Genomic DNA, 23440 nt, shown 5'->3' on the forward strand with positions numbered 1-23440 from the left:
CCGGAACTCCTGCAACCCTTCATCCGCGTATGTGCGGCGGCTTATCCTCTGCAGGAGACATGCGCTCTTATTATTACATACTATATCATTTGGGCTACATTATGACAAACAAGCCCAATATACCTTTTAAATCTCATTTTCCTCAAGAAATTTGATATCAAAGTCACCCCGAACGAACGTTGGATGCTCCAGCAATTTCTGATGAAAAGGAATCGTTGTGGAGATGCCTTCAATCGCAAACTCAGCCAATGCACGCTTCATCTTCGCGATGGCCTCTTCCCGGTTTGCTCCCCATACGATCAATTTAGCGATCATGGAGTCGTAATAAGGAGAGATCGTGTAGCCCGGATAAGCTGCACTATCTACACGTACACCCGGTCCTCCTGGTGCAAGATAGAAACCAATTTTGCCTGGTGACGGCATAAAGTTACGGTCTGGATCTTCTGCGTTGATACGGCACTCAATGGACCAGCCATTGATCACAACATCTTCCTGACGGAAAGAAAGCGGATTGCCTTCAGCTACCGAGATCATTTCGCGGATCAGATCCACTCCTGTAACCATTTCCGTTACAGGGTGTTCTACCTGAATACGTGTATTCATTTCCATGAAATAGAATTCACCGTTAGGGCTGAGCAAGAACTCAAGTGTACCTGCTCCCGAGTAATTCACGGCAAGCGCTGCCCGTACTGCGGCATCTCCCATCAATGTACGCACTTCTTCAGAGATGATAGGACAAGGTGCTTCTTCCACGAGCTTTTGACGTCGACGCTGAACGGAACAATCACGCTCGCCCAGATGCACTGCATTTCCATGTTTGTCTGCAATGATCTGAATCTCCACGTGCTTCATGCCTGTCAGGAATTTCTCCAGATATACTCCGGCATTGCCGAAAGCTTTCTGTGCTTCCTGCTGGGCAGCTGTAATTTGTTTGATCAACGTCTCTTCATCTTCAGCAATACGAATCCCTTTACCTCCACCACCAGCAGTAGCTTTGATAATGACAGGATATCCAATATCTCTAGCAATCATAATGGCTTCATTCATATTTTCAACCAAACCGTCGGATCCCGGAATTACAGGTACACCTGCATCCTTCATCGTTTGTTTGGCAACAGCCTTATCACCCATTTTGGTAATGGCTTCCGGAGAAGGGCCGATGAACGTAATATTGCAGGAACCACAGATTTCTGCAAAATCAGCATTCTCTGCCAGGAATCCATAGCCTGGGTGGATCGCATCACATTCCGTCAGTGTAGCTACACTCATCAGATTTGTGAAGTTTAGATAACTGTCTTTCGAAAGTGTAGGCCCGATACAATACGCTTCATCTGCAAGACGAACATGCAGGGAGTCTTTATCCGCTTCCGAATAGACTGCTACCGTCGAAATGCCGATTTCACGACAGGCACGAATAATACGTACCGCAATTTCGCCACGGTTCGCAATCAGTATTTTTTGAAATTTCATTTCGTTATTGTCCTCCTTCGAAGCTCATGCAGTTGCCGTTATGCGGCTATAACCGTTATTCCGGTTTCACCAGGAACAGGGGTTGTCCATACTCAACCAGCTGTCCGTTCTCAACCAGCACTTCAACGATTTCTCCCTTGATGTCAGCATCAAGCTCGTTCATCAGCTTCATCGCCTCAATGATACATACCGTTGTTTTCTCAACAACTTTATCACCAGCGCTTACAAAAGGACCTGCTTCCGGCGAGGAAGCTCTGTAAAAAGTACCCACCATCGGAGATACAATTTTATGTAAATGACTTGTAGTATCGACTTGCGGAGCAGCCTCAGCTACAACTGCAGCCGGTTGCACCTGTGGTGCAGCAATCATTTGCGGTTGAATAGCAGCTGCCTGAACATATTCGGTTTTACCCGGTTTGCGAATCGACAACCGTGATCCTTCGTTTTCAATTTCCAACTCTTGAACGGAACTTTCATCTACCAGTTTGATCAGCTCTTTGATCTCACTCAATTTAAACATTTCCATTATTCACTCCTTCGGCATCATGCCAGTCTCACTAGGACGGTCATATGGCTTTATGTATTATATCATAATCATTAAAAATGGAAAGAGCCCGAGATCTAATCCAGCTCTCGGGGCTACTTTTCCATATTTTAGATTACTGTTCTGTCACGTATTGCACGCTGATTTTATTTTGGGATACAGCCAGTTCTTTCATAACCAGATCCACAATGGAAACCGCCTGTTTTACATCCAATTTGTCACTGAGAACAACGACTTTATACTTGTCGGATTCCTCTTGAACGATGGCATTGGCAAACTGCTGCGACAGGGTTTCTTCAATACCATTGATTTTGGCTTCTTTTTCTTCCAGCGTACGAAGCTGCTCTGTTGCTTTGGCATTTTCTTCTGGAGTTTTGCTCAGATCGCCTGCAACGGTCATGAGTTCTTCATACTTGCGATTGTTACTTTCCTCACGCTGCCACTGGTAGTTCTGGAACTGGCTGCTCGCGGACGCCGCCGTATTCTGCTCCTCCATCTCCTTGAGGACGTCCTCATCTGTTTTCGTCGCACTGCCATCTGTTCCGGTATTTGTCTCAGGAGTGGTTGCTGCGCCTTTGTCTGTCCCTTTCTCGCTGCCTTTACCCGCTTCACCTTGTTTCTCTCCCGATTCCGCAGCTGGTGATTTCTCGGTGTCTCCAGCTTCTTTACCGTCTACAACCGCAGGATTATCAACAGATTCAGTTGCCGCTTGCTCTCCTTCAGTTCCTGTAACTTCGCCGCCATTCACCACTTCATTCACAACCAAACCTTCTGTTGGATCAAGGATTCCAGCCGTTTCCTTCGCTTCTCCCTGCTTCATACCATCCACCTGCGTGCTGTCAGCTACAGGCGTATTAACCGGACCGGAATCTTCAGTGAACAGGTAGTAGGCGGACAAAATGACCATCAGACTCAGCATGGATACGAGCCATACCGTTTGACGTTTGTTATTCATTAGAACTTCCTCCTCGAATTGGCTTCATTCTTATGACAATCAAATCTTTTGATTCATGGTTCCGGACTAATCCTGCTTGCGCGGAACAACCGAAATTCGGTAGGCCGCAACATTCAGTCCTTTTTCCACAGCATCTGTAATCAGGTCCTTCACAACCTTGTTCTCTGCACCTCTGGCAACGACAAGCACGCCCCGGATCTGCGGTTTGAGCTTTTTCGTGACAATCGGTGTCTGATCCCCTGATATTTCATACGTAATAATCTCACCATCCCGGGTATATTGCGTCATATGTCGCTTGCCCCCGCTTGCATCCGTTTCTTCCGTGAGCTGCTGCGAATCCTTCACATTACGCTGTACAACAAGCTCCTCTGTAGAATCCACCGTAACCATCACATCAACAGTTCCCACTCCAACGATATTTTCCAGCACACCCTTGATCTTGTCCTCAAATGCGATCTCTATCGCCTGAAATGGATTCTGATCCGTCGGATCCGTCTGTATGGATGCCATGGATGTAGCCGGATCAGGAGGCTCGCGACCGATATTTTCGGAATCAATCTTTTTGACATTGACGAAAGAGTTGAACAGCATAATTCCGACTCCGATCAAACCAAGAATAATCAGCCAGCGAAAGGTTTGACTACGCCGTTGCCCACCTTCTCCTCCGCCGAACCAGCTTTCCATCTTTTTGAGCCATTGCCTCATCGGATACCCTCCTTCTTACAGCGCCGAAGCACTTTTCTTTTCTTTCACCTGTACTTTGTTTGCATCAATATCCCACTTCTCTGTCAACAGCGTAATAATTTGTACCGCTCGTTCAGATCGGGAGGACGTCTGTCCTTGCTGAGAGTTTGTCTCTCCCAACTCACCCGACACAGGTGTGGAGTCAGCTTCCTGTCCATTTTGCGGCTCGTCAGAGTTACCATTGCCCACGCTACTTTCACGATTGCTGCCACTTTCCACTTCGATCTGTACTTCCGGGACCTCAATCTGACCAATCTCGATTGGCTCCTTTACTGGAGGTGATTCAGTGGCTTCGGATTCCGGGTCAGAGCCGAATATCGGTTTTGTAGCTGCCCCCGCTTCCTGTTGAGATGTATTGGAGTTGACTTTCCCGGCTGCTGTCTCACCCGACATCTCCACCAAAACATACTGGATCACTGGAAGTTCCACCGAAGAGGCCAAATCCGTCTCCGGCTGGCTTGTATCCATGGCGAGCTTTACCTCGACAGACTGCACTCTCTCCCCGGTTGTTTCTTCAATTTGCCCTTTCATTACGTTAGCCAGTTCTTTGGCTGTCCATTGCAGGGATTGTTCCTGTTCATTGGATTGCAGCCGCTTGCCCTGAGCCAAAATCTGTTCAAGTGTTACATTTCCATCCGATGGCGAATCCATGGCGGTCATCGCTCGCTTAAGCTCGCCAACCGGATCACTTTTCAAGAGCTTCGTTATGGGCGATAACAGGGTCAGCAGGATAAGAAGGCTCAGCACAAGCTTGACATAGCGTTCCATGGATCGATTGGGCAACAGCATATCCACGAAAGTCGCCAGCAGAACGATCATGATCAATTCCCGGAGCCAGCTGCTCAGCCACCCCATCCTTCCAGCCCCTTTCTCTCGAGCATCCCCTCATCTCATCATGACGGTCAGATTGCCTGCGGTTAGCAAGATTGTGATTGCCAGAAAAAACATCAGTCCGACGGCTGCTAGTGCCGCAAATACGTAAATCATGCTTTTACCTATCGCCTGCAGACATCCTACAATCGGCGTATCCCCTAGCGGTTGCATGATCGCGCCAGTTATGTTGTAGATCAGGGCTAGCGTCAGAATTTTAAGTGCAGGAAACGCGCATAAAAACAAGATGATGATGACACCCGTTAGTCCGATTGCATTTTTCACCAGCAGTGACGCTGTGATAACTGTGTCCGTTGCATCCGCAAACGTTCTGCCGACAATGGGGACAAAGTTGCCTGCGATGTACTTCGCTGCTTTCAGACTGACACCATCTGCCACGGAGCCCGATGCCCCCTGCACCGAAATTACGCCCAGGAACATCGTGAGCAGTATTCCGAGTAGAGCCACACTAATGTTCCGTAACAGGTCTGCCAGCTGTGTAAGCTTGTACTTGTCGGACAAGGAACTGACGAGATGTAATACGGCTGAGAAAAAGAGTAATGGGAACACCAGCATATGAATCAATGTACCAACCAGATGAATCATGAAAATGATAAGCGGATGGGTCACAGAAACGGTAATGACATTTCCCATTGAAGCCAGCAGTGTAAACAACAGGGGCACCATGGCCATCATAAAGTTGATCATGCTCGCTATGGCATCCTTGGCGTATCCAATCGCAACACTGAAGCTGTTTATGGCGATGATAATAATGACCATGTAACAGATGGAGTACGCGATTTTGCTAATATTGTTTTTCTCAAAAGCGGTCTGTAACGTCTCCAAAATCATACTCAGCACACTCAGCATCACAATCGTGACCAGAAGTTTGCCGTTATATAAAATCTCATGCAGCATGAAGGTCCCAATCGCTATAAACACCGATTTCAGGCTGAACCCTTCATTGCCAGGCATTAACATATCCATAAAGGAAGGCGTTTTTCCTTCCGGGAAAAAACCACCGTATTGTTGCATGAGTTGGTCCCAATATTTTTCCACCTGATCCTTGGGAAGCTGGTCAGCCTGCTGCTGCATCCACTCTCCCGAGGGAGAACCGGCGAATACCTGTCCCATGATTCCAAACAGAAAACACAGCGTCAGCACGAAGGTAAGGCGCCACTGCGGCTTGTGATGCATCATTTTCATATGAAGTCCGCACGCCTCCCTCTACACCGGCATCAGCTTCATGACGGTTTCGATAATAATGCTGATGATCGGTATCGCGAGTACAAGGATCAGCACCTTGCCAGCAAGTTCAATCTTGGAAGCAATGCTCTCCTGGCCTGCATCCCTGACAATCTGTGCTCCGAATTCAGCAATGTACGCTATGCCTATAATTTTCAGTACAGTTTTCAGATAAATGCTCTCCATGCCTGAATTCTCGGCAAGCCGTTTCAACACTTCGATCACCGCGCCAATCTTGCCAATCAGTAGCATGAAGATCACGATGCCTGTGGCAGCAGCAATCAGAAAAGCGAACATGGGCTTCTGTTCTTTGATAACTAGAATGAGAACCGTTGCGATGAGCGCCAGACCTACAACTTGGATAATTTCCACAGGTCACCACCATCCCGGCTTCATGACCGTTTTCATTGAAAAAGAAATATCGATTTGATCTCTTGCAGCAGGCTGTCCAGCATTCGGACCACCATGAACAATACAACGACAAATCCGATCACGGTCACCCAGTGAGCCATATCTTCCTTTCCCATTTGTTTCAGCACCGTATGAATCATTGCAATGATGATTCCGATGCCCGCAATTTGAAAGATTGCGTTCACTTCTAAATTCATGACCTTGGCACCTCACTATCCCGGCTATTTCAGAAGATCAGAATGACGATTAACGCTCCGACAAGCATCCCGAGACTGCGGCACATTCGTTCATATTTCATTTGATCGGCTTGGGCACGGGATTCCTCATGCATAAGTTGCTGAATGGCTAACGAGATGTGCTTGGTCTGATCCTGACGATCGCTTGTGCCAAGGCTGAAGCTCAATTGCAGCATGACTTCCCGCTCGTCCGCCTTCATGGCTGATCTTCCCCACGCCTCTTCTATACCAGACTGAAGACTCTCACGAGCAGTATGTCCATGAGGTGGTTCCATTTGCCTGGCTGCGTGGAGAAACAGCGTCCGAACAGGCTCTTTTGTCTGGGCTCCCATTTTTCCCATGGCATCAGGTAACGGGGTCAGCCCGTAGTTAATCTCTGTCATCAACCGCTGGAGAGCCGCGATTAACTCTCGCAGTTGTCTTGGCCTCAAGGCATACTGCCTTGCCTTGTAGAATCCGGCGAGGGTACTGGCCAGCAGAATGATGACTGCACCGAGCATGTTAACCAAAGGCCTCACCTCCCACTTCTGTCTGCTGGAGACCACGCATTTTGCCATCGGCCAATCGAAAGGTCATGCCCCGGCTCGTCCGTTGCAGCTGTACATAGCGTTGGAACATCTGCTCGACGATCAGGGTTCTCAGCGCAGGTCTGGAAGAAAGCTCAGCCAGATCACGACCATGCGCAGTAGCGATGACAGATACGCCTGCGTGAAGTGCTTCCATCACCGCCTCCGCATCTTCCGGTCGGCCTATCTCGTCCACGATCAGGACATCGGGAGACATGGAGCGAAGCATCATCATCATTCCCTCAGCCTTTGGACAACCGTCCATGACATCGGTGCGAGGTCCCACATCAAATCCAGGTACGCCCTTGTAACTTCCAGCGATTTCGGACCGCTCATCAACGATGCCAACCTTTAGACGTGGACGTATGCCCTGAACAAGTTCATTGACACCCGTAAGTTTGGTTCCACTACTAATCTGTCTTGCCAGATCCCTCAGTAATGTGGTCTTGCCTTGCTGCGGAGGTGAAAGAATTAAGGTGTGCATGACCTGTCCACTTTTCATGTCCAGCAGATAAGGCAGAATGCGATCAGCGACTCCGTGAATCTCTCTGGCTACCCTGACATTAAATCCATTAATGTCGCGCAAGTATTCTACGCGGCCTCCACTTAACACCGTCCGGCCAGCCAGTCCGATTCGATGCCCGCCAGGAATGGTGATGAACCCTTTACGCAGTTCCTCTTCCAATGTATAAAGCGAATGATTGCTGATCAGATCCAGCAGCCTGTGTGTTACCTCTTTTAAGGGAATATAGGCTTCATCAGGCTTCGAAGTCGGACTGCCCTGGGGTGTGAGGAAGTGATAGGTGTCTCCTGCATTGATTTCCAGCGGTCTTCCTTCACGGATACGTACTTCCTCCACTTTATCTAATAAAGCGGGCGGCATTCTTCCCAGAATGGTTCGAATCGGTTCCGGAAAGATATCCTTCCAGTTCACCATCATGAATAGGCCCCTCCAACCTTGAATTCGGTTTTGTTGCGTTCCTGGTGCTTGTTCATATCTCAAGTTTATGTGTGTACATTGATTTTATGACGCTGAAATCTATCATTTTCTTCAAAATAGGGATGAGAGTTAAAAATCATAGATCAGCCAACTGTTCCAGTTCTAGGCACCCGTCTAGATCCAAGTGCATATAGTGCTTGCAGACAGGTGATATTCATTTCGGGATAAAAAAGGACAGAAACAACTATCCTCAAATATAGAAAGGAGTTGTAGGGAGTGCGAGTCGATGTGGTAGGCAATGTGAATGAAGTTCGAAGAATGGATATTGCAGGACGATGTGTGGTTGTAATCGATGTATTGCGAACAACCAGTACGATTGTTACGGCACTGGCATACGATGCAGCAGACGTCATTGCTGTAGAAACTGTTCCTCAAGCGAAACAATTGAACATGAAGGATGCCATTCGTGGCGGGGAGCGTTTTGATAAAAAAATCACAGGATTCGAGGTGGGCAATTCCCCCTATGAATATATGACTCCGAATATTGCGGGTAAAACCATTATTCTGACAACAACAGATGGAACACGCGCCCTGATTAAGGCATCCAAGGCTAGACATGTGTTTGCAGGCTCATTCCTTAATGTGAAAGCTGTGGCGGCTGTTCTGTGCGAGCTGCGCCGGGATATCTTATTGTTATGCGCCGGGGATCAGGATGAGTTCGCGCTGGAAGATGGTTTATGTGCAGGCAGCATTATCGAGGAGCTATACCGACAATCCCCTTTCCCAATTATGCTGAACGATCTGGGCCTGGCGCTCCATCAGGCTGCCACTCATGCCGAGGACAAATTACCCGATCTGGTTAGAGTATCCGCTGGTGGCCGAAGACTGGAGAGGTTAGGGAGGATGCATGACGTAACGTATTGTACCCAATTGAACTTGCTGGACTGCGTTCCGGAGATGGGTGAAGGGAACCGGATGCAACCATTCAGAGGAACGCGTAAGGAACCGCTGTTTAAATTGCTGTGAACAATCTAAAAAGGTGTACTGCGATCCCGAATGGGAATACACAGTACACCTTTGGTGTGTCTTAACAATTTCCGCTTTTTATCTGCGAACTTGCGGTCCGCCAATTACGGCCTGCTCAGCCGTATCCAAATCATATGCTGTATGCAGCGCCTTGATTACGTCATGAAGCTTCTCTCCATCAATTACACAAGATACCTTGATTTCGGAAGTGCTGACCATCTTAATGCTGACGCCTTCGCCCGAGATGACTTTGAACATCTTCGCAGCAACACCCGGATGGCTAACCATGCCTGCACCAACGATCGAGACTTTAACAAGGTTTTCTTCGGAAGTAACTTCACGGTAAGGCAGGCGGCTATGAAGTGCTTCAATGACACGCAGTGCGTTCTCCCGATCAGTCAGCGCAACAGAGAACGAGAAGTCTGCTTTACCGTCCATCACACCGCTCTGAACGATAATGTCAACATCCAGCTGTTCTGATGCAAGGGCACCAAATACTTCAGCGAGAACCCCCGGTACGTCTGGTACACCCAGAATACTGATGCGAGCCACATTTTTGTCATAGGCAATTCCACTAACTACCACGCCTTGTTCCATTGTTGCTTCCTCCTTCACAACCGTTCCTTCATTATGGTTAAAGCTGGATCTTACAATCAAAGGCACACCGGAATGCTTTGCGTATTCAACTGCACGCGGATGCAATACCGCTGCTCCCAGATTGGCCAGTTCCAGCATCTCGTCGTACGAAATTTCCTTAAGCTTGCGTGCAACCTTCACGATACGCGGATCGGTGGAATAGATCCCGTCTACATCCGTGTAAATCTCGCAAGCGTCAGCCTTGATGGCTGCTGCCAAGGCTACTGCCGTTGTATCAGACCCGCCGCGGCCAAGCGTCGTAATCTCGCCTTCTTCCGTCATTCCCTGGAAGCCAGCAACGATTACAATGTTGCCTTCTGCCAACGCCTGATTCACCCGTTCCGGATGAATATCGTTAATCCGCGCTTTGCCGTGTACCGCCTCTGTCCGGAATCCCGCTTGCCAGCCTGTAAATGAGATGGCTTTGCGTCCCAGCGCCTGAATCGCCATGGATAACAATGAAATCGAGATCTGTTCTCCCGTAGTCAAAAGCATATCCATCTCACGTGCAGGCAGTTCACTGTTCAGCTGTTTCGCCTGATCAATCAGATCATCCGTGGTATCCCCCATGGCCGAAACCACGACTACACACTGATGTCCTTCATCCGCTTTTTCTACAACACGTCCGGCTACACGCTTCATGCGCTCTGTGTCTCCGACCGAGCTGCCCCCAAATTTCATGACGTACAATGACAACGCAAATCCACTCCCTACCTTGTGCAGTATGCATAATTGATGTCCACCGTCATTATTCTCTCCGAAAAATGACTTTAACCCAGTATATTACGAAAGCGTCTGATAGGCTAATCTTTTTTCGAAAAAACCCTTTGCCATAGAAATGGCAAAGGGTTGAATTAACGCATTATTTAGCTTACACCATGTGAACGTTACGCACGGGAAGAGTATTTACCTTCACGAGTATCGATCAGCAGAACATCGCCTTCGTTGATGAACAGTGGCACTTGTACATTCAAGCCTGTTTCAACTTTTGCGTTTTTAGTAGCACCTTGTGCTGTGTTACCTTTTACGCTTGGCTCTGTCTCGATAACTTTCAACTCAACGCTTGTAGGCAAGTCAATTCCGAGGATTTCACCTTGGTAGCTAACGATTTTTACGTTCATGTTTTCTTTGAGGAAGTTCAATTCCCATTCCAACTGATCACTTGTCAGCGTGAACTGATCATATGTTTCGTTGTCCATGAACGTGTGCTCTGTACCACTTGCATACAGGTAGGAAACGCCACGGTTTTCGATGATGGCACGGCCAATGGTTTCACCTGCACGGAATGTTTTCTCAACGGTGTTACCGTTGCGCAGGTTTTTCAGTTTGGAACGTACGAAGGCAGCGCCTTTACCTGGTTTAACATGTTGGAAATCAATTACAGTGAAAATGTCGTTGTCCACTTGTACGGTCAAGCCTGTTTTAAAATCGTTTACTGAAATCACAAAAAATCCCTCCTGATATGGTTGAAAAGTAGGTGATATAAGACGATGGGTTAATTTAAGTTTGAACAAGTCAAACTGTCATATTACACAGACCACTACGATGGCAGAACAACCTTCCGATCGCTGTTATCCCCAGATTTCTTTTAATCCCTATCCTAATAGGGAGAAATCCGGGGATAAAGGCGAGCGCTTCGCTTCTTCAGGTTTTTTCTGCCCTCTTCGTTATTGTATAATTCCATGTTTACTTCATTCAAAAGCATAAATTAAAAATCGTCTTATATCACCGTTGGCTGTAATTTAGCCAATTACGGTGAACTTCTTGTCCGAATTCGTCAAAATGTGAATACCTGTCTCGGTAATCACCACGTCATCCTCGATACGCACGCCGCCAAGGCCGTCAATGTAGATACCCGGTTCAACGGTTACCACCATGCCCGGTTTCAATACATCGTCGCTAAGCTTGGACAAACGAGGAGCCTCATGGACTTCCATACCCAGACCGTGACCCGTGCTGTGTCCGAATTGCTCTCCGTATCCGTGCCCTGCAATGATATCACGTGCCAATGCATCTGCTTCCCGTCCGGTCATGCCCGGTTTCAGGTTCGCCAGCGTATGTAACTGGGCTTCCAGTACGATATCGTAAATTTTACGCAGTTCAGGTACAGGTGTGCCCGTTGCGATGGTACGTGTCAGATCTGAACAGTATCCATCCAAAAGCGCACCAAAGTCAAATGTAATTAACTCATTTTGTCCGATGACTTTGCCACTTGCTACACCGTGAGGCATAGCAGAACGTTCACCCGATGCCACAATGGTATCGAACGAAGAGGAAGTTGCTCCATGTTTGCGCATGAAAAACTCCATCTCCAAATCCACTTCACGTTCAGTCATACCCGGTTTTGCAAATTGCAAAACGTGACTGAATGTTGCATCTGCCAGATCCGCAGCTCTTTGCATTACAGCGATCTCATCTTCGTCCTTGAACATGCGAAGTTGCTCCACTATACCGGATACAGCTTTCAATTCAATAGACTGAAGTGCTTCAGCATAAGCAGTATGTGTGCCATAAGTGACATGATCCTGCTCAAAGCCAACCTGTTTGATATTCGCCGATGCAAGCAACTCACGTACGGATTCCAACGGTTTGGGTCCATGTTCCACAACGGTGAATCCTTTGGCTTGTTGCGGCGCCTGTGTCATGTAACGGAAATCGGTAAGCAAATAAGCTTCCTGTTCCGTAATCAGCACATATCCTGCTGAACCTGTAAAGCCCGTCATGTAACGACGGTTAATCGGATTTGTAATCAGCATAGCCGTGAGTTCATGTTCATGCATGGCCTCACGCAACTTATTTACTCGTTTGTTTTCCATCGGTAACCCTTCTTTCTCTCACATTCCCGGGTCCCCGGCTCAGGTTTGTTTGTTCAGATGACGCACAAGAGCCAGCAGCCCCAGTTCGTAGCTTACTTCGCCAAATCCGGCAATCTGTCCGATTGTTTCGGCAGCAATTACTGAATGATGTCTGAACGCTTCGCGTGCATGAATATTGGATAGATGTACTTCTACTGTAGGAACTTTTACGGCATTGATGGCATCACGCACAGCATAGCTGTAATGGGTCAGCGCTCCGGCATTCAGCATGATTCCGTCTGCATCGCCCATCGCTGCATGAATTCGATCAATGATGTCCCCTTCGTGATTGGATTGATAAAAAGCGATGGAGACGCCCAGCTCCTCCGCCTGTCTGCGAATTTTATCCTCAATATCCTTCAGACTAAGCGTTCCATAGATGCCGGGTTCACGTACTCCGAGCATGTTCAGGTTCGGGCCATTGATTACAACAATCCGTTTCATAGCTGCTCCACCCTTTCTGCAAATAACCATCTGCTATTTTAACACAGCCATTGCCGGATTGAGAAGCTTTTTTGCGGCTATGCTCCCGCTTGCTCTGGCTCACGTTTCCGTTCATCGGTGAACTCCATGGCTACTGTGTAGCCAATAAACAGTCCCCACAGCAAAAAGAAACAAATTTCTGTAATGATTGAATCCCATGTTAAACGGTTTAAGGGCTTCACCATATCCAGTTTTGGACCTACTAGGACAAAGATAATGAGCCACCAAAAAATCCCGTAACCCATGCCTGGAAGCGGGCCTTCCCATTTTTTCAAAGTGAACGAGTAAATCAGGGAAGCGAGAACCGAAAAGACAATAAAAAACAGCCAGCCGGTCAAATGCCCTGCTGCAGTATAGATAAAATTATGTTTAAAAAACGGTTCAGCCAAAAATCCCAATGGCACAATCGTAAAATGAAGCAGATAGAACAGCCAATGCAAACCTCCCCAGATAAAACCTGCGAAAAAACCTAGCTCCACTGCAAAAGGGAACGGCTTGGTAAAATAATGTGCCTGGTCTTGTCGCTGGGTAGGACGTCTACCCCGGTCCTTCTGCTCTCCTTTGTCAGCACGCTGATTTTCCTTATGGGATGTGCGTTCACTCGTATGCTCTGTCATCGATATTCTCCTTCACGTTCAGTTTGCAAAACTGCGAATAAATCTCCATTTTCGTCCTAACTCTACCGGGTAGTATGTACAAATCAGGACAAAGTTAACAACATCGCCCTTAGATCGACTCGTAAACTAGAAATTGCTCTCAAAATTCGATACAATAGGGTTATTAAACTGCCTTCGACCATGAAGGTATAGAACAGAATAGGAAGGTGAATAATTTGCCTCAACAATCCAAGCCTGTCAGCTACGGGGGGCAAGCTGTCATTGAGGGCGTAATGTTCGGCGGTAAACATGTCAACGTTACAGCTGTGCGAAGAAAAGACGGCGAAATTACGTATCTGGAAGTTCCCAAGCAAGACAAGTCCTGGGTCATGAAATTGCGGCGGATTCCACTACTGCGCGGGATTGTCAGCATTATAGATTCGAGCGTCAAAGGAAGCAAACATCTCAATTATTCTGCTGACGCATATGCTGATGATGAACTGGAACCAGAAGAAAAAGCAAAGCAAAAAGAAAAAGCAAAGCAAAAAGAAAAAGCAAAGCAAAAAGAAAAAGAAGGCTCAGGTTGGAGCCTTAGCATGATTATCGGCGTTACCGCAGTAGCTATCCTTTCGTTCCTCTTTGGTAAAATTGTGCTTACATTGTTGCCGGTTGTTATTGAGAATTTTCTGTTCAAAAATGCATTCGACAATCAGTTTTTGCATAATTTACTGGAAGGCGGAATTAAGCTGATTCTGTTGCTTGCCTATCTTTGGCTGATCTCCCAGACACCGATGATTAAACGTCTGTTCCAATACCATGGTGCAGAACATAAAGTCATTAGTGCTCATGAAGCCGGAGAAGAGCTTACACCAGAGAATGTGCAGAAGTATAGCCGTCTGCATTATCGTTGCGGAAGCAGTTTTATTATGTTGACTGTCATTATCGGCATATTTTTGTACTCGCTCTTCACATACGATAACCTTTGGGAACGTATGGGTCAGCGGTTGCTGTTGTTGCCAGTAGTACTCGGTATTTCATTCGAATTGTTGAAGATGACCAACTCGGTACGTGATATCCCTGTACTTCGTTATCTCGGATATCCGGGGCTGTGGCTGCAATTGCTAACAACTAAAGAGCCAACGAATGAACAGGTAGAAGTATCCATCGCTTCGTTTAACCGTATGCGTGAATTGGATGCCAAACTCGCAAACGTATCGGCTACGTCGGAAGTTCCTGTTGCAACACTTGATCCTGTGAAAGGGTGAATGATATGAAGAAGCAGGCAATCATATTTTGGACGTTCATCGCACTCGCTGCTATTGGAATCTTGACTAGGCTGGGAAGTGGAGGTTTATCCCAAATTATCATCCCCCTCGTCGTGTTCGGAGTTGTGTTCCTGCTCTATAAATATCCGCCCCGCCGTTGGGCACGCAAGACATCATCACCGAAGATTAAACCATCGGCTAAAACCATGGCTAAAGTTAATGCACAGTCTGGTGCCCGAAAAAGTAGCGGTTCTTCCAAAAAACGCAAGGATTATCCTTTCCAAGTGATTCAGGGTCAAAAGGGTAAAAGTGATGAAGACGTACCTAAGTATCACTAAAGCGCTGATATCGGCGAAACACACAGAAAAGCAATTCTCCAAACATGCGGAGAATTGCTTTTTCATTTTTATACAGGAGTCAGCGGTGGTGTTTCCGCTTGTTTTTTTCTCAGTTCTCGTCTTTGTTTGTCCAGCTGCTCACCATATATCTTGGTATTCCATCCACTGAAAAATTCAGTACCGGCGGTGACCCCAGATTGATATAATGCTGTACTGTCCTGTACAGAAAGGTGAAATTCTGTCGGTTTAATCCCAAGGGTAGGAATTTTCACAGTACGGAATCGATTAACCTGTTCGATATATCGCTCATCATGAGCAGTTAGCATCGTTTCAACCAATGCCTGAAGCATACTTAGAGGTCCTCTGATTCTAGCTGGCTCTCCTTCGGTTTTGCCAACCATTTTAAAACCGACTACAGGGATGAGATCTCCTCCACGTTCTGTACGCTCTCCATCAAACAGCCAGAGCGGAAAATTGCTCAGCAATGCTCCATCGACGATGTAAACAAACTGGTCCGCAAAACGTAATCCTTTGGACAGGATCGGGGATCTGCGAATGGCAACCGGGTCGAAGAAATAGGGGATACTGCAGCTCATACGTACAGCCTTGGCTACTTCCAGTTTGGAAGGATCAATTCCGAATCGTTTGATATCGTCTGGAAGCACCAAAATAGTGCCGTTGGAAATGTCGGATGCAATGATTAGCAACTTACCTGGAGGCAGATCAGCAAACGTCCGAACTCCCTTTTTTTTCAGCATATCCCCTATCCAGCATTCCAGCGCTTCCCCAGAATATAGCCCTTTCTTCAAAAATAGCCTCGCTGCGGGTCCGATCCACTTGGTATCAAATATGGGGGAACGTCGCAGTAACGAAGCAAACGGCGTATTCTCGATAATGCCTTTCATCTCTTCCGCCGAATAGCCAGCCGCCAGCAAAGCAGCTACGATGGAACCCGAGGACGTGCCCGCTACGCGATTGAATTCAACACCGTGATCTTCTGCACCCTTTACGGCGCCGGCAAGCGAAATTCCCTTTACGCCGCCACCTTCAAATACTCCATTAATCAACACAATAAAACCCCCGTTCTCCAGGCAGTCCATGCTACTACTGCCACTGTATGAGAACAGGGGTTGGTCATATTACGTTAAAATGTTTTACAGTCCATAATAGGCTTTTAATTTGGCGATCAGTCCGAGCGGATTTTTCGTCAGGTACTGTGAGCTGAAGAAAATATCCCCTTTCACCGTATCATATTTCTCATTATATATAAGCTGATCAATAATCTCCTGGGATGTCTGCCACCCGATTTCCGGTGTGCCCAGCTTATAAGGAGAGTGACCAATATACAATTTCACATCGGTATTTGCCACTTCATTGGCCCACCAGTCAACCACCTTGTCATATCGTGCTGCACTTAGTGTCATGCTCCAGTACACTTGGGGTGCAACATAGTCAATCCACTCCTGCTTGATCCAAGTCCGCACATCTGCATTCATGCTGTCATAAGCGGTTACTCCGGCTTTTGTGTCAGAACCTGTCATATCAACCGATTTGTTACGCCATACGCCAAATGGGCTAATGCCATATTGAACGCCAGCTTTCATCTTGTGGATGCTCTCTCCGAGCTGCTTGACGAATTCATTGATGTTGTCCCGGCGCCATTCTGCACGGTCACTCGTATTCAATGTGTTGTAAGCTTTGAAAGCCGCATCATCATTAAACGTTACATTGGAAGGATAGAAGTAATCATCCAAATGTACGCCATCAACATCATACTGATTAACCACTTCCATGATGGAATCAATAATATGCTGTCTCGCTTCCGGAATGCCTGGATTAATATACAGTTTGCCTGATGCGTTAACAATCCAGTCCGGGTGAAGCTTGGATACATGATTGGCAGCAAGACCGGTTGTCGTTGCGGAGTTAGTAGCCCGGAACGGGTTGAACCAAGCATGGAACTCAAGACCACGCTTGTGAGCTTCCTCGATCATAAATGCAAGTGGATCATACCCGGGATCTTTCCCCTGTGAACCTGTCAGCACGCTATTCCACGGTACAAGACCTGATGGATAGATCGCATCCCCATTGGCTCGCACTTGAACAAATACGGCATTGATCCCCATATCCTTCAACGTATCAAGCTGCTGAATGAACTCCAACTTTTGTTTTTCTACATTCCCTTTGGCACTAGATGAAGGCCAGTCTCCATTTACAGTCGAAATCCAGGCTCCTCGCATCTCATCCGTATTTGGCGTAGTTCCCGTGCCTCCAGGCTCTGCTGGTGTCACTGGAGTAGGATTGGGAGCATTGCCTGTGGCCAGATTAATCGTCTGCTCAGACTGGTTCCAGGTGACCTGGATTCCCAAGTTCTCACTGACAAATCGAATCGGTACCATGACGCGGCCTTGTTTCAGTTCTACTGATGCATCAAGATCAACCACGGTACTATCCACCGTTGCCTGCTGGCGTCCACTTGTCATCGTAATGACTGAATCGGACTTCTTGATTGTAACTGTGCGGGTAGCCTGTGACCAAAGTACAGATGCACCCAGTCCTTCGCTAATAACACGCAGAGGGACCATCGTTACATTTACTTTGGGCAAAATGTAAGGTGATACATCCGACTCCAAACGCTGACCATCCAAATAAATAACAATTTCCTTTTGACTAGCTGCCTGCGCCGTCAGTCCTGATGTTTGTAAACCCAGAACAAAAATGAGCAGCAGGATCAATCCTTTACGAAGCTTCATCAGTGCAATCCTCCAAAATAATTATAAATTCGCGGCAAATTCTGCTAGTTTAATAGACGCTCCTAATGATTGTTAAGTTGCGAATAAACGCCAAATTTTGGTCAAAAAAAAGCAAAAGGACGCTTCCAACCGTTTTAGCGGCAGGTGCATCCTCTGATTTTGAATAGATATTCATTGTAATTTTTCAGGTGATTCTGGCTTTAAAACCTTAAGATTCTGTATTGCTCATGACATCCTGAATACTTTTAAGATCACGCAGTCGATTCTCATCCTGGCGGAAATATTCAACCAAAGATTCGATGCAGGTAATGGAATCCCAACTCAAATGGTGTTCAATTCCTTCAACATCCTGGTAAATATTTTCTTCCTGAACACCAATCGTCGTCAAAAATTGTTCAAGCAGATGATGGCGCTCCATCAACCGTTTGCCCATCTTTTTGCCTTTTGGCGTAAGCACCAGCCCGCGGTACTTCTCATAGATCAGGTACTCGTCTTTGTCCAGCTTTTGGATCATCTTCGTCACCGATGAAGGATGTACTTCCAAACCTTCAGCTATATCAGACACACGAGCATAGCCCTTTTCATCAATTAATTTGTATATACGCTCCAAATAATCTTCCATACTGGGCGTTGGCATCTGCTTCCCTCTCTTCTCTCTGACCGGCAATATTCTTGCCTGGTCACTATCTTATAATGATACATGTTATCAATACGCATTGGCAAGTCCTGCACAATTCATTCACTATTTACAGTCCATAAAACACTCCTCAGGGCTCGATTTCCTTCACCATTACGCAAGTATTGGTAAGGGTGACTTATCCCGAAACGAGGCAAACTAAGCAAGGTTCCGTATTGAAAGGAGTGATTTCGTGAGTACAAGTGTAGCGCATCCACCCGTTCGCAAAGCAAAAGGCACTAAACCCTTTATTCCCGATTTGGTGTATTTTGAACCCGGTGCGCTGGAATATGAGAAAGGTAAACGAATTATGGAATGGGTTACTTCCAGGGATATCCCATATCAGATGACGACATCCCATAATCGAATTACCAATCTCCCTGGTGAAACGGAACAGGAAAAGTACCGAATGGCGAAGCGTACCCTTGTCGTCGGTGTGCGTAAAACACTCAAGTTTGACCAATCGAAGCCTTCGGCCGAATATGCCATTCCCATCTCAACAGGCTGTATGGGCCACTGTCATTATTGTTATCTTCAAACGACTCTTGGGGCCAAGCCCTATGTCCGTGTCTATGTAAACACCGAAGAAATCATTCAGGCCGCCAAGGGATACATTGAGGAGCGCGCACCTGAACTTACCCGTTTTGAAGCAGCCTGTACATCTGATCCCGTAGGTCTGGAGCATATAACGGGAAATCTTGGTGACCTAATTCGTTTTATGGCGGATGAGGAACACGGGCGACTTCGCTTTGTGACCAAATACCATCATGTTGATCCTTTATTAAACATCAAGCATAACGGACACACTCGTATCCGATTTAGCGTAAATTCCGATTATGTAATCAAAAATTTTGAACCAGCCACCTCACGGTTTGAAGAGCGAATTGAAGCCGCAGGTAAAATAGCTCATGCGGGATATCCGCTCGGATTCATTATTGCCCCAATTATGTGGTACGACGGATGGGAAGAAGGATATAGCGAGCTTTTACAAAAACTTGCCGATACACTTCCCGAAGAAGCGACCAAGGATCTAACCTTTGAGATGATCCAGCACCGTTTTACCAAAACGGCAAAAGCCACCATTGAGAAGCGATACCCCAAAACCAAGCTGGAGATGGATATCGAAAAGCGGAAAATGAAATGGGGCCGCTGGGGCCAGTACAAATATGTGTATAAGGATGATCAGCAGGATGCCTTGCGCGAGTTTATTACCGAGCGCATTTTTGAGCATTTCCCACTGGCCAATATTGATTACTTCACCTAAGCGTTGACCAGACACTTTTATTAAGAGCTATTGATTAAAAAAGCAGGTTACATGAGTCCAGAATCGTTCTGGTTTCCATGTAGCCTGCTTTGTTCTTATTTAAAATAACCTTCGAGTAAAACAAACACCCTCGTTGCTGCGCTAGATAATCATCCAGTCTGGTGTAATTTGCTGTAGCCAGATCGTAATTTTCGTCATCTGATCCGTAAATAACAGCACCCCGAGGAACAACATTAATGCGCCCCCGGCTTTCATCATGATATTGGAATAACGCAAGATCCATCGTGTAGAACCGATGAAAAAAGCCAGAATGAAGAACGGTAACGCAAATCCAGCTGTGTATCCCGTAATCAAAGCCAACCAGGTTGTTGGTTCGCTCGCAGCCATCGCGATGATGGCAGTCAAAATTGGTCCAATACAAGGCGACCAACCTGCCGAAAAACCAATACCAAAAATAAAGGAGCCCAAGTAACCCGCTGGTTTCCATTTCATGTCCATCTTACGCTCTTTCATCAGAAACTGAGGTTTGAACAAACCAAGCAAAAACAAACCCATTAACATAATCAAGATCGCGGATAATTGACGAATGAGATCACGGTTATCATTGAAAAATTGGCCAAACAATCCGGCTCCCAGTCCGAGCGAATAAAACACAGCCGAGAAGCCCAAAATAAACGCCAGCGTATGAGTCAATGTCTTGAAGCGAACTTCACGCTGATTGCGCTCATCCTTCAACCGTTGTACCGTCATCCCCGTAATATAGGAAAGATACGATGGATACAGCGGAAGACAGCATGGCGATATAAACGAAGCTAATCCTGCTACAAAAGCCAGCCACACATTAACATCAGGCATGAAGCGGATATCTCCCTTCCCTGGGGGCTCACTTGCTCACGTTCAGACTCAGGCTCGGAACCCTTTTTTTCCAATCATCGTAAGAATCAGCATCATGATAAGCAAAAGTACAATTGTTGCTCCTGGTGCAAGGTTCCAGATCCCGGCCACAACCAGTCCAATGACCACGGCAATTTCGCCAATGACCACGGATAATATAATCGCCGATTTGAAACTTCGTGCCATCAGCAAGCTTACAGCTACCGGAATGGTAAGCAATGCCGATACCAGCAATGCGCCCACGATTTTGATCGCCGTACTAATGACTAGGGCTGTCATCACCGTAATCAGCATGTTAAGCAATTTCACAGGCAATCCGGTAACCGCTGCGGCATCCTCTTCAAAGCTGAGTAGGAAAAACTCCTTATGTAACAGTGCTACAACGACGACCACGATCAACGTTACCACACCAACCAGCTTCAAATCCGTGGAGTCCAGTGTATAAATACTGCCGAACAGGTAACTCATAACATCTGTATTATAACCTTTGCCCAGCGTGAAGAACAACGAAGCCAGCGCTACTCCACCGGACATGATGATCGCGATCGATAACTCGGCGTAACTCTTGTACGCCTTACGCAGTTTCTCTATTGCAAATGATGCGAGCACGGCGAAAATAAGCCCCACAGCAATCGGATACACTTCAATCAGGAATCCGAGTGCAACCCCGGCAATAGTCACATGAGACAGGGTATCCCCGATCATGGATAAACGGCGCAGCACCAAAAACAATCCGATCAACGGAGCGGTGATGCCGATCAGCAATCCCCCCGCCAGCGCCCGCTGAAAAAAATCACTCATTAAAATTTCCAAAACACACACGACTCCTTCGGCCTTGCTCTAATCTGGTTGCACTCGCGTCTAACGTACCTGGGTGGTGGTATGCTGCAAATTAGTCTCGGCACAATCTTCCACCTCATGGGAATGACGGACATGGAAATGAATTTTTCCGTTCGTCACCGCAGCTTTGGAACCGAGATAACTCTCCATCCGGTCCATATCATGTGAAACCATCAGGAATGTCATCCGGTGATGTTCATGCATATGGGTAATGAGTTCAAAAAAGCTGGCCTGGGATTCGGCATCGATACCTACCGTCGGTTCATCCAGAATCAGCAGATCAGGGTGATTAATAAGCGCCCGTGCCAAAAACACACGCTGTTGCTGTCCACCGGACAGTTGTCCGATCCGTTTGTTCGCCAAATCCTCAATCCGCATCACTTGCATAGCATCTGTGCACTGCTGCTGACATTTACGAGACATACGCCGGAACATATTCTTGTTGTTGTATAATCCAGACATTACGACTTCCCGTACCGTTGCAGGGAACAATGGGTTAAATGCATTCTTCTGCGGAACATAACCAATCCGTTCCCAATCCTTGAATCGGCGGATCGACTGTCCGAATAGCTTGATATCTCCCTCAGCTGGAGGCAAGAGTCCAACCAGCATTCGCAGCAATGTCGTTTTGCCCGCCCCGTTTGAACCGATAATACCGACAAAATCCCTTTCCTGGACCATAAAATCGAGATCTTCGATCACTCGCTGGTCGCCGTAGGAAAATGATAATTTATCGATCTCTATAATTGGATCATGACACAATGGCATGATTTGCTGCATGGCAAAGCCGCCCTTCATTATATATAAGGATTGCAAACGAATCCTTCAGTCTATCTTATTTTAATGCGATCAGCAGATTTTGCAAATTTTTCTCCATCAGGGTGAAATAATCATCCCCGTTGGTAGCCTGTTCTTTGGTTAAACCTTCTACCGGATTCAGGACCATTGTCTCTACACCCGCTTCATTGGCGAGGGTTTTCGCCAGTTTATCAGATACCAGCTCTTCGAAGAAAATGTATTTAATCCCTTCATCCTTCACCAACTTGGCCAACTTCACAATATCTTGACCTGTGGGTTCCGCATCTGGAGAAAGTCCCATAATAGCATGCTGGGTCAACCCATAATCACGTGCAAGATACCCAAAGGCTTGGTGTGATACGACAATTTCCTTATTGGGTACGTTGGACAATTCATCCGTAAAGTGCTGATCCAACGTTTCCAGCTTGGTCCGCAGCTCTTCGTAGCGTTGTTCATATCCTTCTTTATGTGCAGGGTCTACTTCAACCAGGCTGTTTTTAATATTCTCAGCCATTACCATTGCCGATTTTGGACTTACCCACGTATGAGGGTCCACATGATGGTTCGCAATGTCCTCTGCGTTAGCTTCATCTGCATGTTCGTCGCTATGTTCATCCACCTGTTCTTCACCATGACCGTGTCCATCATCACCTTCAGCAGTCAATAGAGTAACCCCTTCACTTACTGCAACTGACTTCACCTTGGTATCGCTATTCAGTGACTTCAGGAAGTTGGGTACCCATCCTTCCAGACCTGCACCATTGTATAGAAACAACTGCGCTTTGGATGTATTCACAATATCTTGACTCTTCGGCGTCCAGTCATGTGGTTCAACACCTGTTGGCAGCAAATTAATGACATTTGCATCTTCCCCACCAATTGTCGAAGTAAACGCATAGACAGGATAGAAGCTCGTAATCACATTCACTTTGCCTTCCACCAGCTTGGCACTCTCCGAATTATTCTGACCGCATGCCGACAATATGAGTAAACTAAGAACAAGCAGACCGCTTAGCAACAATTTTATATGCCTTC

26 protein-coding genes are annotated in these 23440 nt (G+C 46.8%); 4 read left to right on the forward strand and 22 right to left on the reverse strand.

Features of this window, described 5'->3' with window-relative positions:
* Nucleotides 1–126: 126 nt before the first annotated feature.
* The 10 genes from accC to spoIIIAA form a co-directional block, all read right to left on the reverse strand.
* Nucleotides 127–1470, reverse strand: coding sequence for an acetyl-CoA carboxylase biotin carboxylase subunit (gene accC / locus PTQ21_RS26060; protein WP_063565699.1), 1344 nt, complete (start codon nt 1468–1470; stop codon nt 127–129).
* 55 nt (nt 1471–1525) lie between these two features.
* A complete protein-coding gene (gene accB, locus PTQ21_RS26065; protein WP_063565765.1) occupies nt 1526–1990 on the reverse strand; it encodes an acetyl-CoA carboxylase biotin carboxyl carrier protein in 465 nt (154 codons plus the stop codon).
* Nucleotides 1991–2129: 139 nt separating this feature from the next.
* Entirely contained in the window at nt 2130–2969 is an 840-nt protein-coding gene (locus PTQ21_RS26070) for a SpoIIIAH-like family protein (RefSeq protein WP_274567668.1), read from the reverse strand.
* 66 nt (nt 2970–3035) lie between these two features.
* Nucleotides 3036–3674: a stage III sporulation protein AG gene (gene spoIIIAG / locus PTQ21_RS26075; RefSeq protein WP_063565697.1), complete on the reverse strand. Its 639-nt coding sequence runs from the start codon at nt 3672–3674 to the stop codon at nt 3036–3038.
* A 15-nt stretch (nt 3675–3689) separates the two neighbouring features.
* Entirely contained in the window at nt 3690–4568 is an 879-nt protein-coding gene (gene spoIIIAF / locus PTQ21_RS26080) for a stage III sporulation protein AF (RefSeq protein WP_274567669.1), read from the reverse strand.
* Between the two features lie 30 nt (nt 4569–4598).
* The gene (gene spoIIIAE, locus PTQ21_RS26085; protein WP_063565695.1) at nt 4599–5789 is read right to left on the reverse strand and encodes a stage III sporulation protein AE; all 1191 of its coding nucleotides are present in this window, start codon (nt 5787–5789) and stop codon (nt 4599–4601) included.
* 21 nt (nt 5790–5810) lie between these two features.
* Nucleotides 5811–6200: a stage III sporulation protein AD gene (spoIIIAD, locus tag PTQ21_RS26090; RefSeq protein ID WP_017687586.1), complete on the reverse strand. Its 390-nt coding sequence runs from the start codon at nt 6198–6200 to the stop codon at nt 5811–5813.
* Between the two features lie 32 nt (nt 6201–6232).
* A complete protein-coding gene (spoIIIAC, locus tag PTQ21_RS26095) occupies nt 6233–6436 on the reverse strand; it encodes a stage III sporulation protein AC (RefSeq protein ID WP_017687585.1) in 204 nt (67 codons plus the stop codon).
* A 29-nt stretch (nt 6437–6465) separates the two neighbouring features.
* Nucleotides 6466–6984, reverse strand: coding sequence for a stage III sporulation protein SpoIIIAB (gene spoIIIAB, locus PTQ21_RS26100; protein WP_063565694.1), 519 nt, complete (start codon nt 6982–6984; stop codon nt 6466–6468).
* Nucleotides 6977–7981: a stage III sporulation protein AA gene (gene spoIIIAA, locus PTQ21_RS26105; RefSeq protein ID WP_063565693.1), complete on the reverse strand. Its 1005-nt coding sequence runs from the start codon at nt 7979–7981 to the stop codon at nt 6977–6979. The genes spoIIIAB and spoIIIAA overlap by 8 nt, the downstream gene beginning before the upstream one ends.
* Nucleotides 7982–8257: 276 nt before the next feature.
* On the opposite strand from spoIIIAA, the gene PTQ21_RS26110 reads away from it, so the two are divergent.
* Nucleotides 8258–9007: a 2-phosphosulfolactate phosphatase gene (locus tag PTQ21_RS26110; protein ID WP_079694118.1), complete on the forward strand. Its 750-nt coding sequence runs from the start codon at nt 8258–8260 to the stop codon at nt 9005–9007.
* A gap of 78 nt (nt 9008–9085) precedes the next feature.
* On the opposite strand, the gene PTQ21_RS26115 is transcribed toward PTQ21_RS26110, so the two are convergent.
* The 5 genes from PTQ21_RS26115 to PTQ21_RS26135 form a co-directional block, all read right to left on the reverse strand.
* Nucleotides 9086–10339, reverse strand: a complete 1254-nt coding sequence (locus PTQ21_RS26115; RefSeq protein WP_063565691.1) for an aspartate kinase — start codon at nt 10337–10339, stop codon at nt 9086–9088.
* A gap of 191 nt (nt 10340–10530) precedes the next feature.
* Nucleotides 10531–11088, reverse strand: a complete 558-nt coding sequence (gene efp, locus PTQ21_RS26120) for an elongation factor P (RefSeq protein ID WP_053784402.1) — start codon at nt 11086–11088, stop codon at nt 10531–10533.
* Nucleotides 11089–11385: 297 nt separating this feature from the next.
* Complete coding sequence (locus PTQ21_RS26125; protein ID WP_063565690.1) at nt 11386–12459, reverse strand: M24 family metallopeptidase; 1074 nt, start codon at nt 12457–12459, stop codon at nt 11386–11388.
* 39 nt (nt 12460–12498) lie between these two features.
* Entirely contained in the window at nt 12499–12942 is a 444-nt protein-coding gene (gene aroQ, locus PTQ21_RS26130; protein WP_063565689.1) for a type II 3-dehydroquinate dehydratase, read from the reverse strand.
* A gap of 77 nt (nt 12943–13019) precedes the next feature.
* Nucleotides 13020–13598, reverse strand: a complete 579-nt coding sequence (locus PTQ21_RS26135; protein WP_274567677.1) for a YqhR family membrane protein — start codon at nt 13596–13598, stop codon at nt 13020–13022.
* A 215-nt stretch (nt 13599–13813) separates the two neighbouring features.
* Between PTQ21_RS26135 and PTQ21_RS26140 the strand changes: the two genes are divergently transcribed.
* Both PTQ21_RS26140 and PTQ21_RS26145 read left to right on the forward strand, forming a co-directional pair.
* Nucleotides 13814–14842 carry a DUF1385 domain-containing protein gene (locus tag PTQ21_RS26140; RefSeq protein ID WP_274567679.1) on the forward strand — a complete coding sequence of 343 codons (1029 nt, stop codon included), beginning with the start codon at nt 13814–13816 and terminating at the stop codon, nt 14840–14842.
* A 5-nt stretch (nt 14843–14847) separates the two neighbouring features.
* A complete protein-coding gene (locus PTQ21_RS26145; protein WP_063565686.1) occupies nt 14848–15180 on the forward strand; it encodes a hypothetical protein in 333 nt (110 codons plus the stop codon).
* A 68-nt stretch (nt 15181–15248) separates the two neighbouring features.
* Here the strand turns inward: PTQ21_RS26145 and PTQ21_RS26150 are convergent, their stop codons facing one another.
* The 3 genes from PTQ21_RS26150 to mntR all read right to left on the reverse strand — a co-directional run bounded on the left by PTQ21_RS26150 (nt 15249) and on the right by mntR (nt 18570).
* The gene (locus PTQ21_RS26150; RefSeq protein ID WP_090810697.1) at nt 15249–16250 is read right to left on the reverse strand and encodes a patatin-like phospholipase family protein; all 1002 of its coding nucleotides are present in this window, start codon (nt 16248–16250) and stop codon (nt 15249–15251) included.
* Nucleotides 16251–16334: 84 nt separating this feature from the next.
* A complete protein-coding gene (locus PTQ21_RS26155; RefSeq protein WP_274567680.1) occupies nt 16335–17933 on the reverse strand; it encodes a family 10 glycosylhydrolase in 1599 nt (532 codons plus the stop codon).
* Between the two features lie 208 nt (nt 17934–18141).
* Nucleotides 18142–18570: a transcriptional regulator MntR gene (mntR, locus tag PTQ21_RS26160; protein ID WP_063565683.1), complete on the reverse strand. Its 429-nt coding sequence runs from the start codon at nt 18568–18570 to the stop codon at nt 18142–18144.
* A 232-nt stretch (nt 18571–18802) separates the two neighbouring features.
* Here mntR and splB point away from each other — a divergent pair, with 232 nt between their 5' ends.
* Nucleotides 18803–19873 carry a spore photoproduct lyase gene (gene splB / locus PTQ21_RS26165; protein ID WP_063565682.1) on the forward strand — a complete coding sequence of 357 codons (1071 nt, stop codon included), beginning with the start codon at nt 18803–18805 and terminating at the stop codon, nt 19871–19873.
* Nucleotides 19874–20014: 141 nt separating this feature from the next.
* Here the strand turns inward: splB and PTQ21_RS26170 are convergent, their stop codons facing one another.
* The 4 genes from PTQ21_RS26170 to PTQ21_RS26185 are packed head-to-tail and all read right to left on the reverse strand — an operon-like array spanning nt 20015 to nt 23432.
* On the reverse strand, nt 20015–20728 hold the full coding sequence (locus PTQ21_RS26170) for a cytochrome c biogenesis CcdA family protein (RefSeq protein ID WP_024631017.1): 714 nt from the start codon (nt 20726–20728) through the stop codon (nt 20015–20017).
* 48 nt (nt 20729–20776) lie between these two features.
* The gene (locus PTQ21_RS26175; protein WP_063565681.1) at nt 20777–21580 is read right to left on the reverse strand and encodes a metal ABC transporter permease; all 804 of its coding nucleotides are present in this window, start codon (nt 21578–21580) and stop codon (nt 20777–20779) included.
* A 48-nt stretch (nt 21581–21628) separates the two neighbouring features.
* Nucleotides 21629–22387 carry a metal ABC transporter ATP-binding protein gene (locus PTQ21_RS26180; protein ID WP_072735310.1) on the reverse strand — a complete coding sequence of 253 codons (759 nt, stop codon included), beginning with the start codon at nt 22385–22387 and terminating at the stop codon, nt 21629–21631.
* A 55-nt stretch (nt 22388–22442) separates the two neighbouring features.
* The gene (locus PTQ21_RS26185) at nt 22443–23432 is read right to left on the reverse strand and encodes a metal ABC transporter solute-binding protein, Zn/Mn family (protein ID WP_064636712.1); all 990 of its coding nucleotides are present in this window, start codon (nt 23430–23432) and stop codon (nt 22443–22445) included.
* Between the last annotated feature and the right edge of the window lie 8 nt (nt 23433–23440).

This window comes from Paenibacillus marchantiae (assembly GCF_028771845.1).
Lineage (GTDB): Bacteria > Bacillota > Bacilli > Paenibacillales > Paenibacillaceae > Paenibacillus > Paenibacillus marchantiae.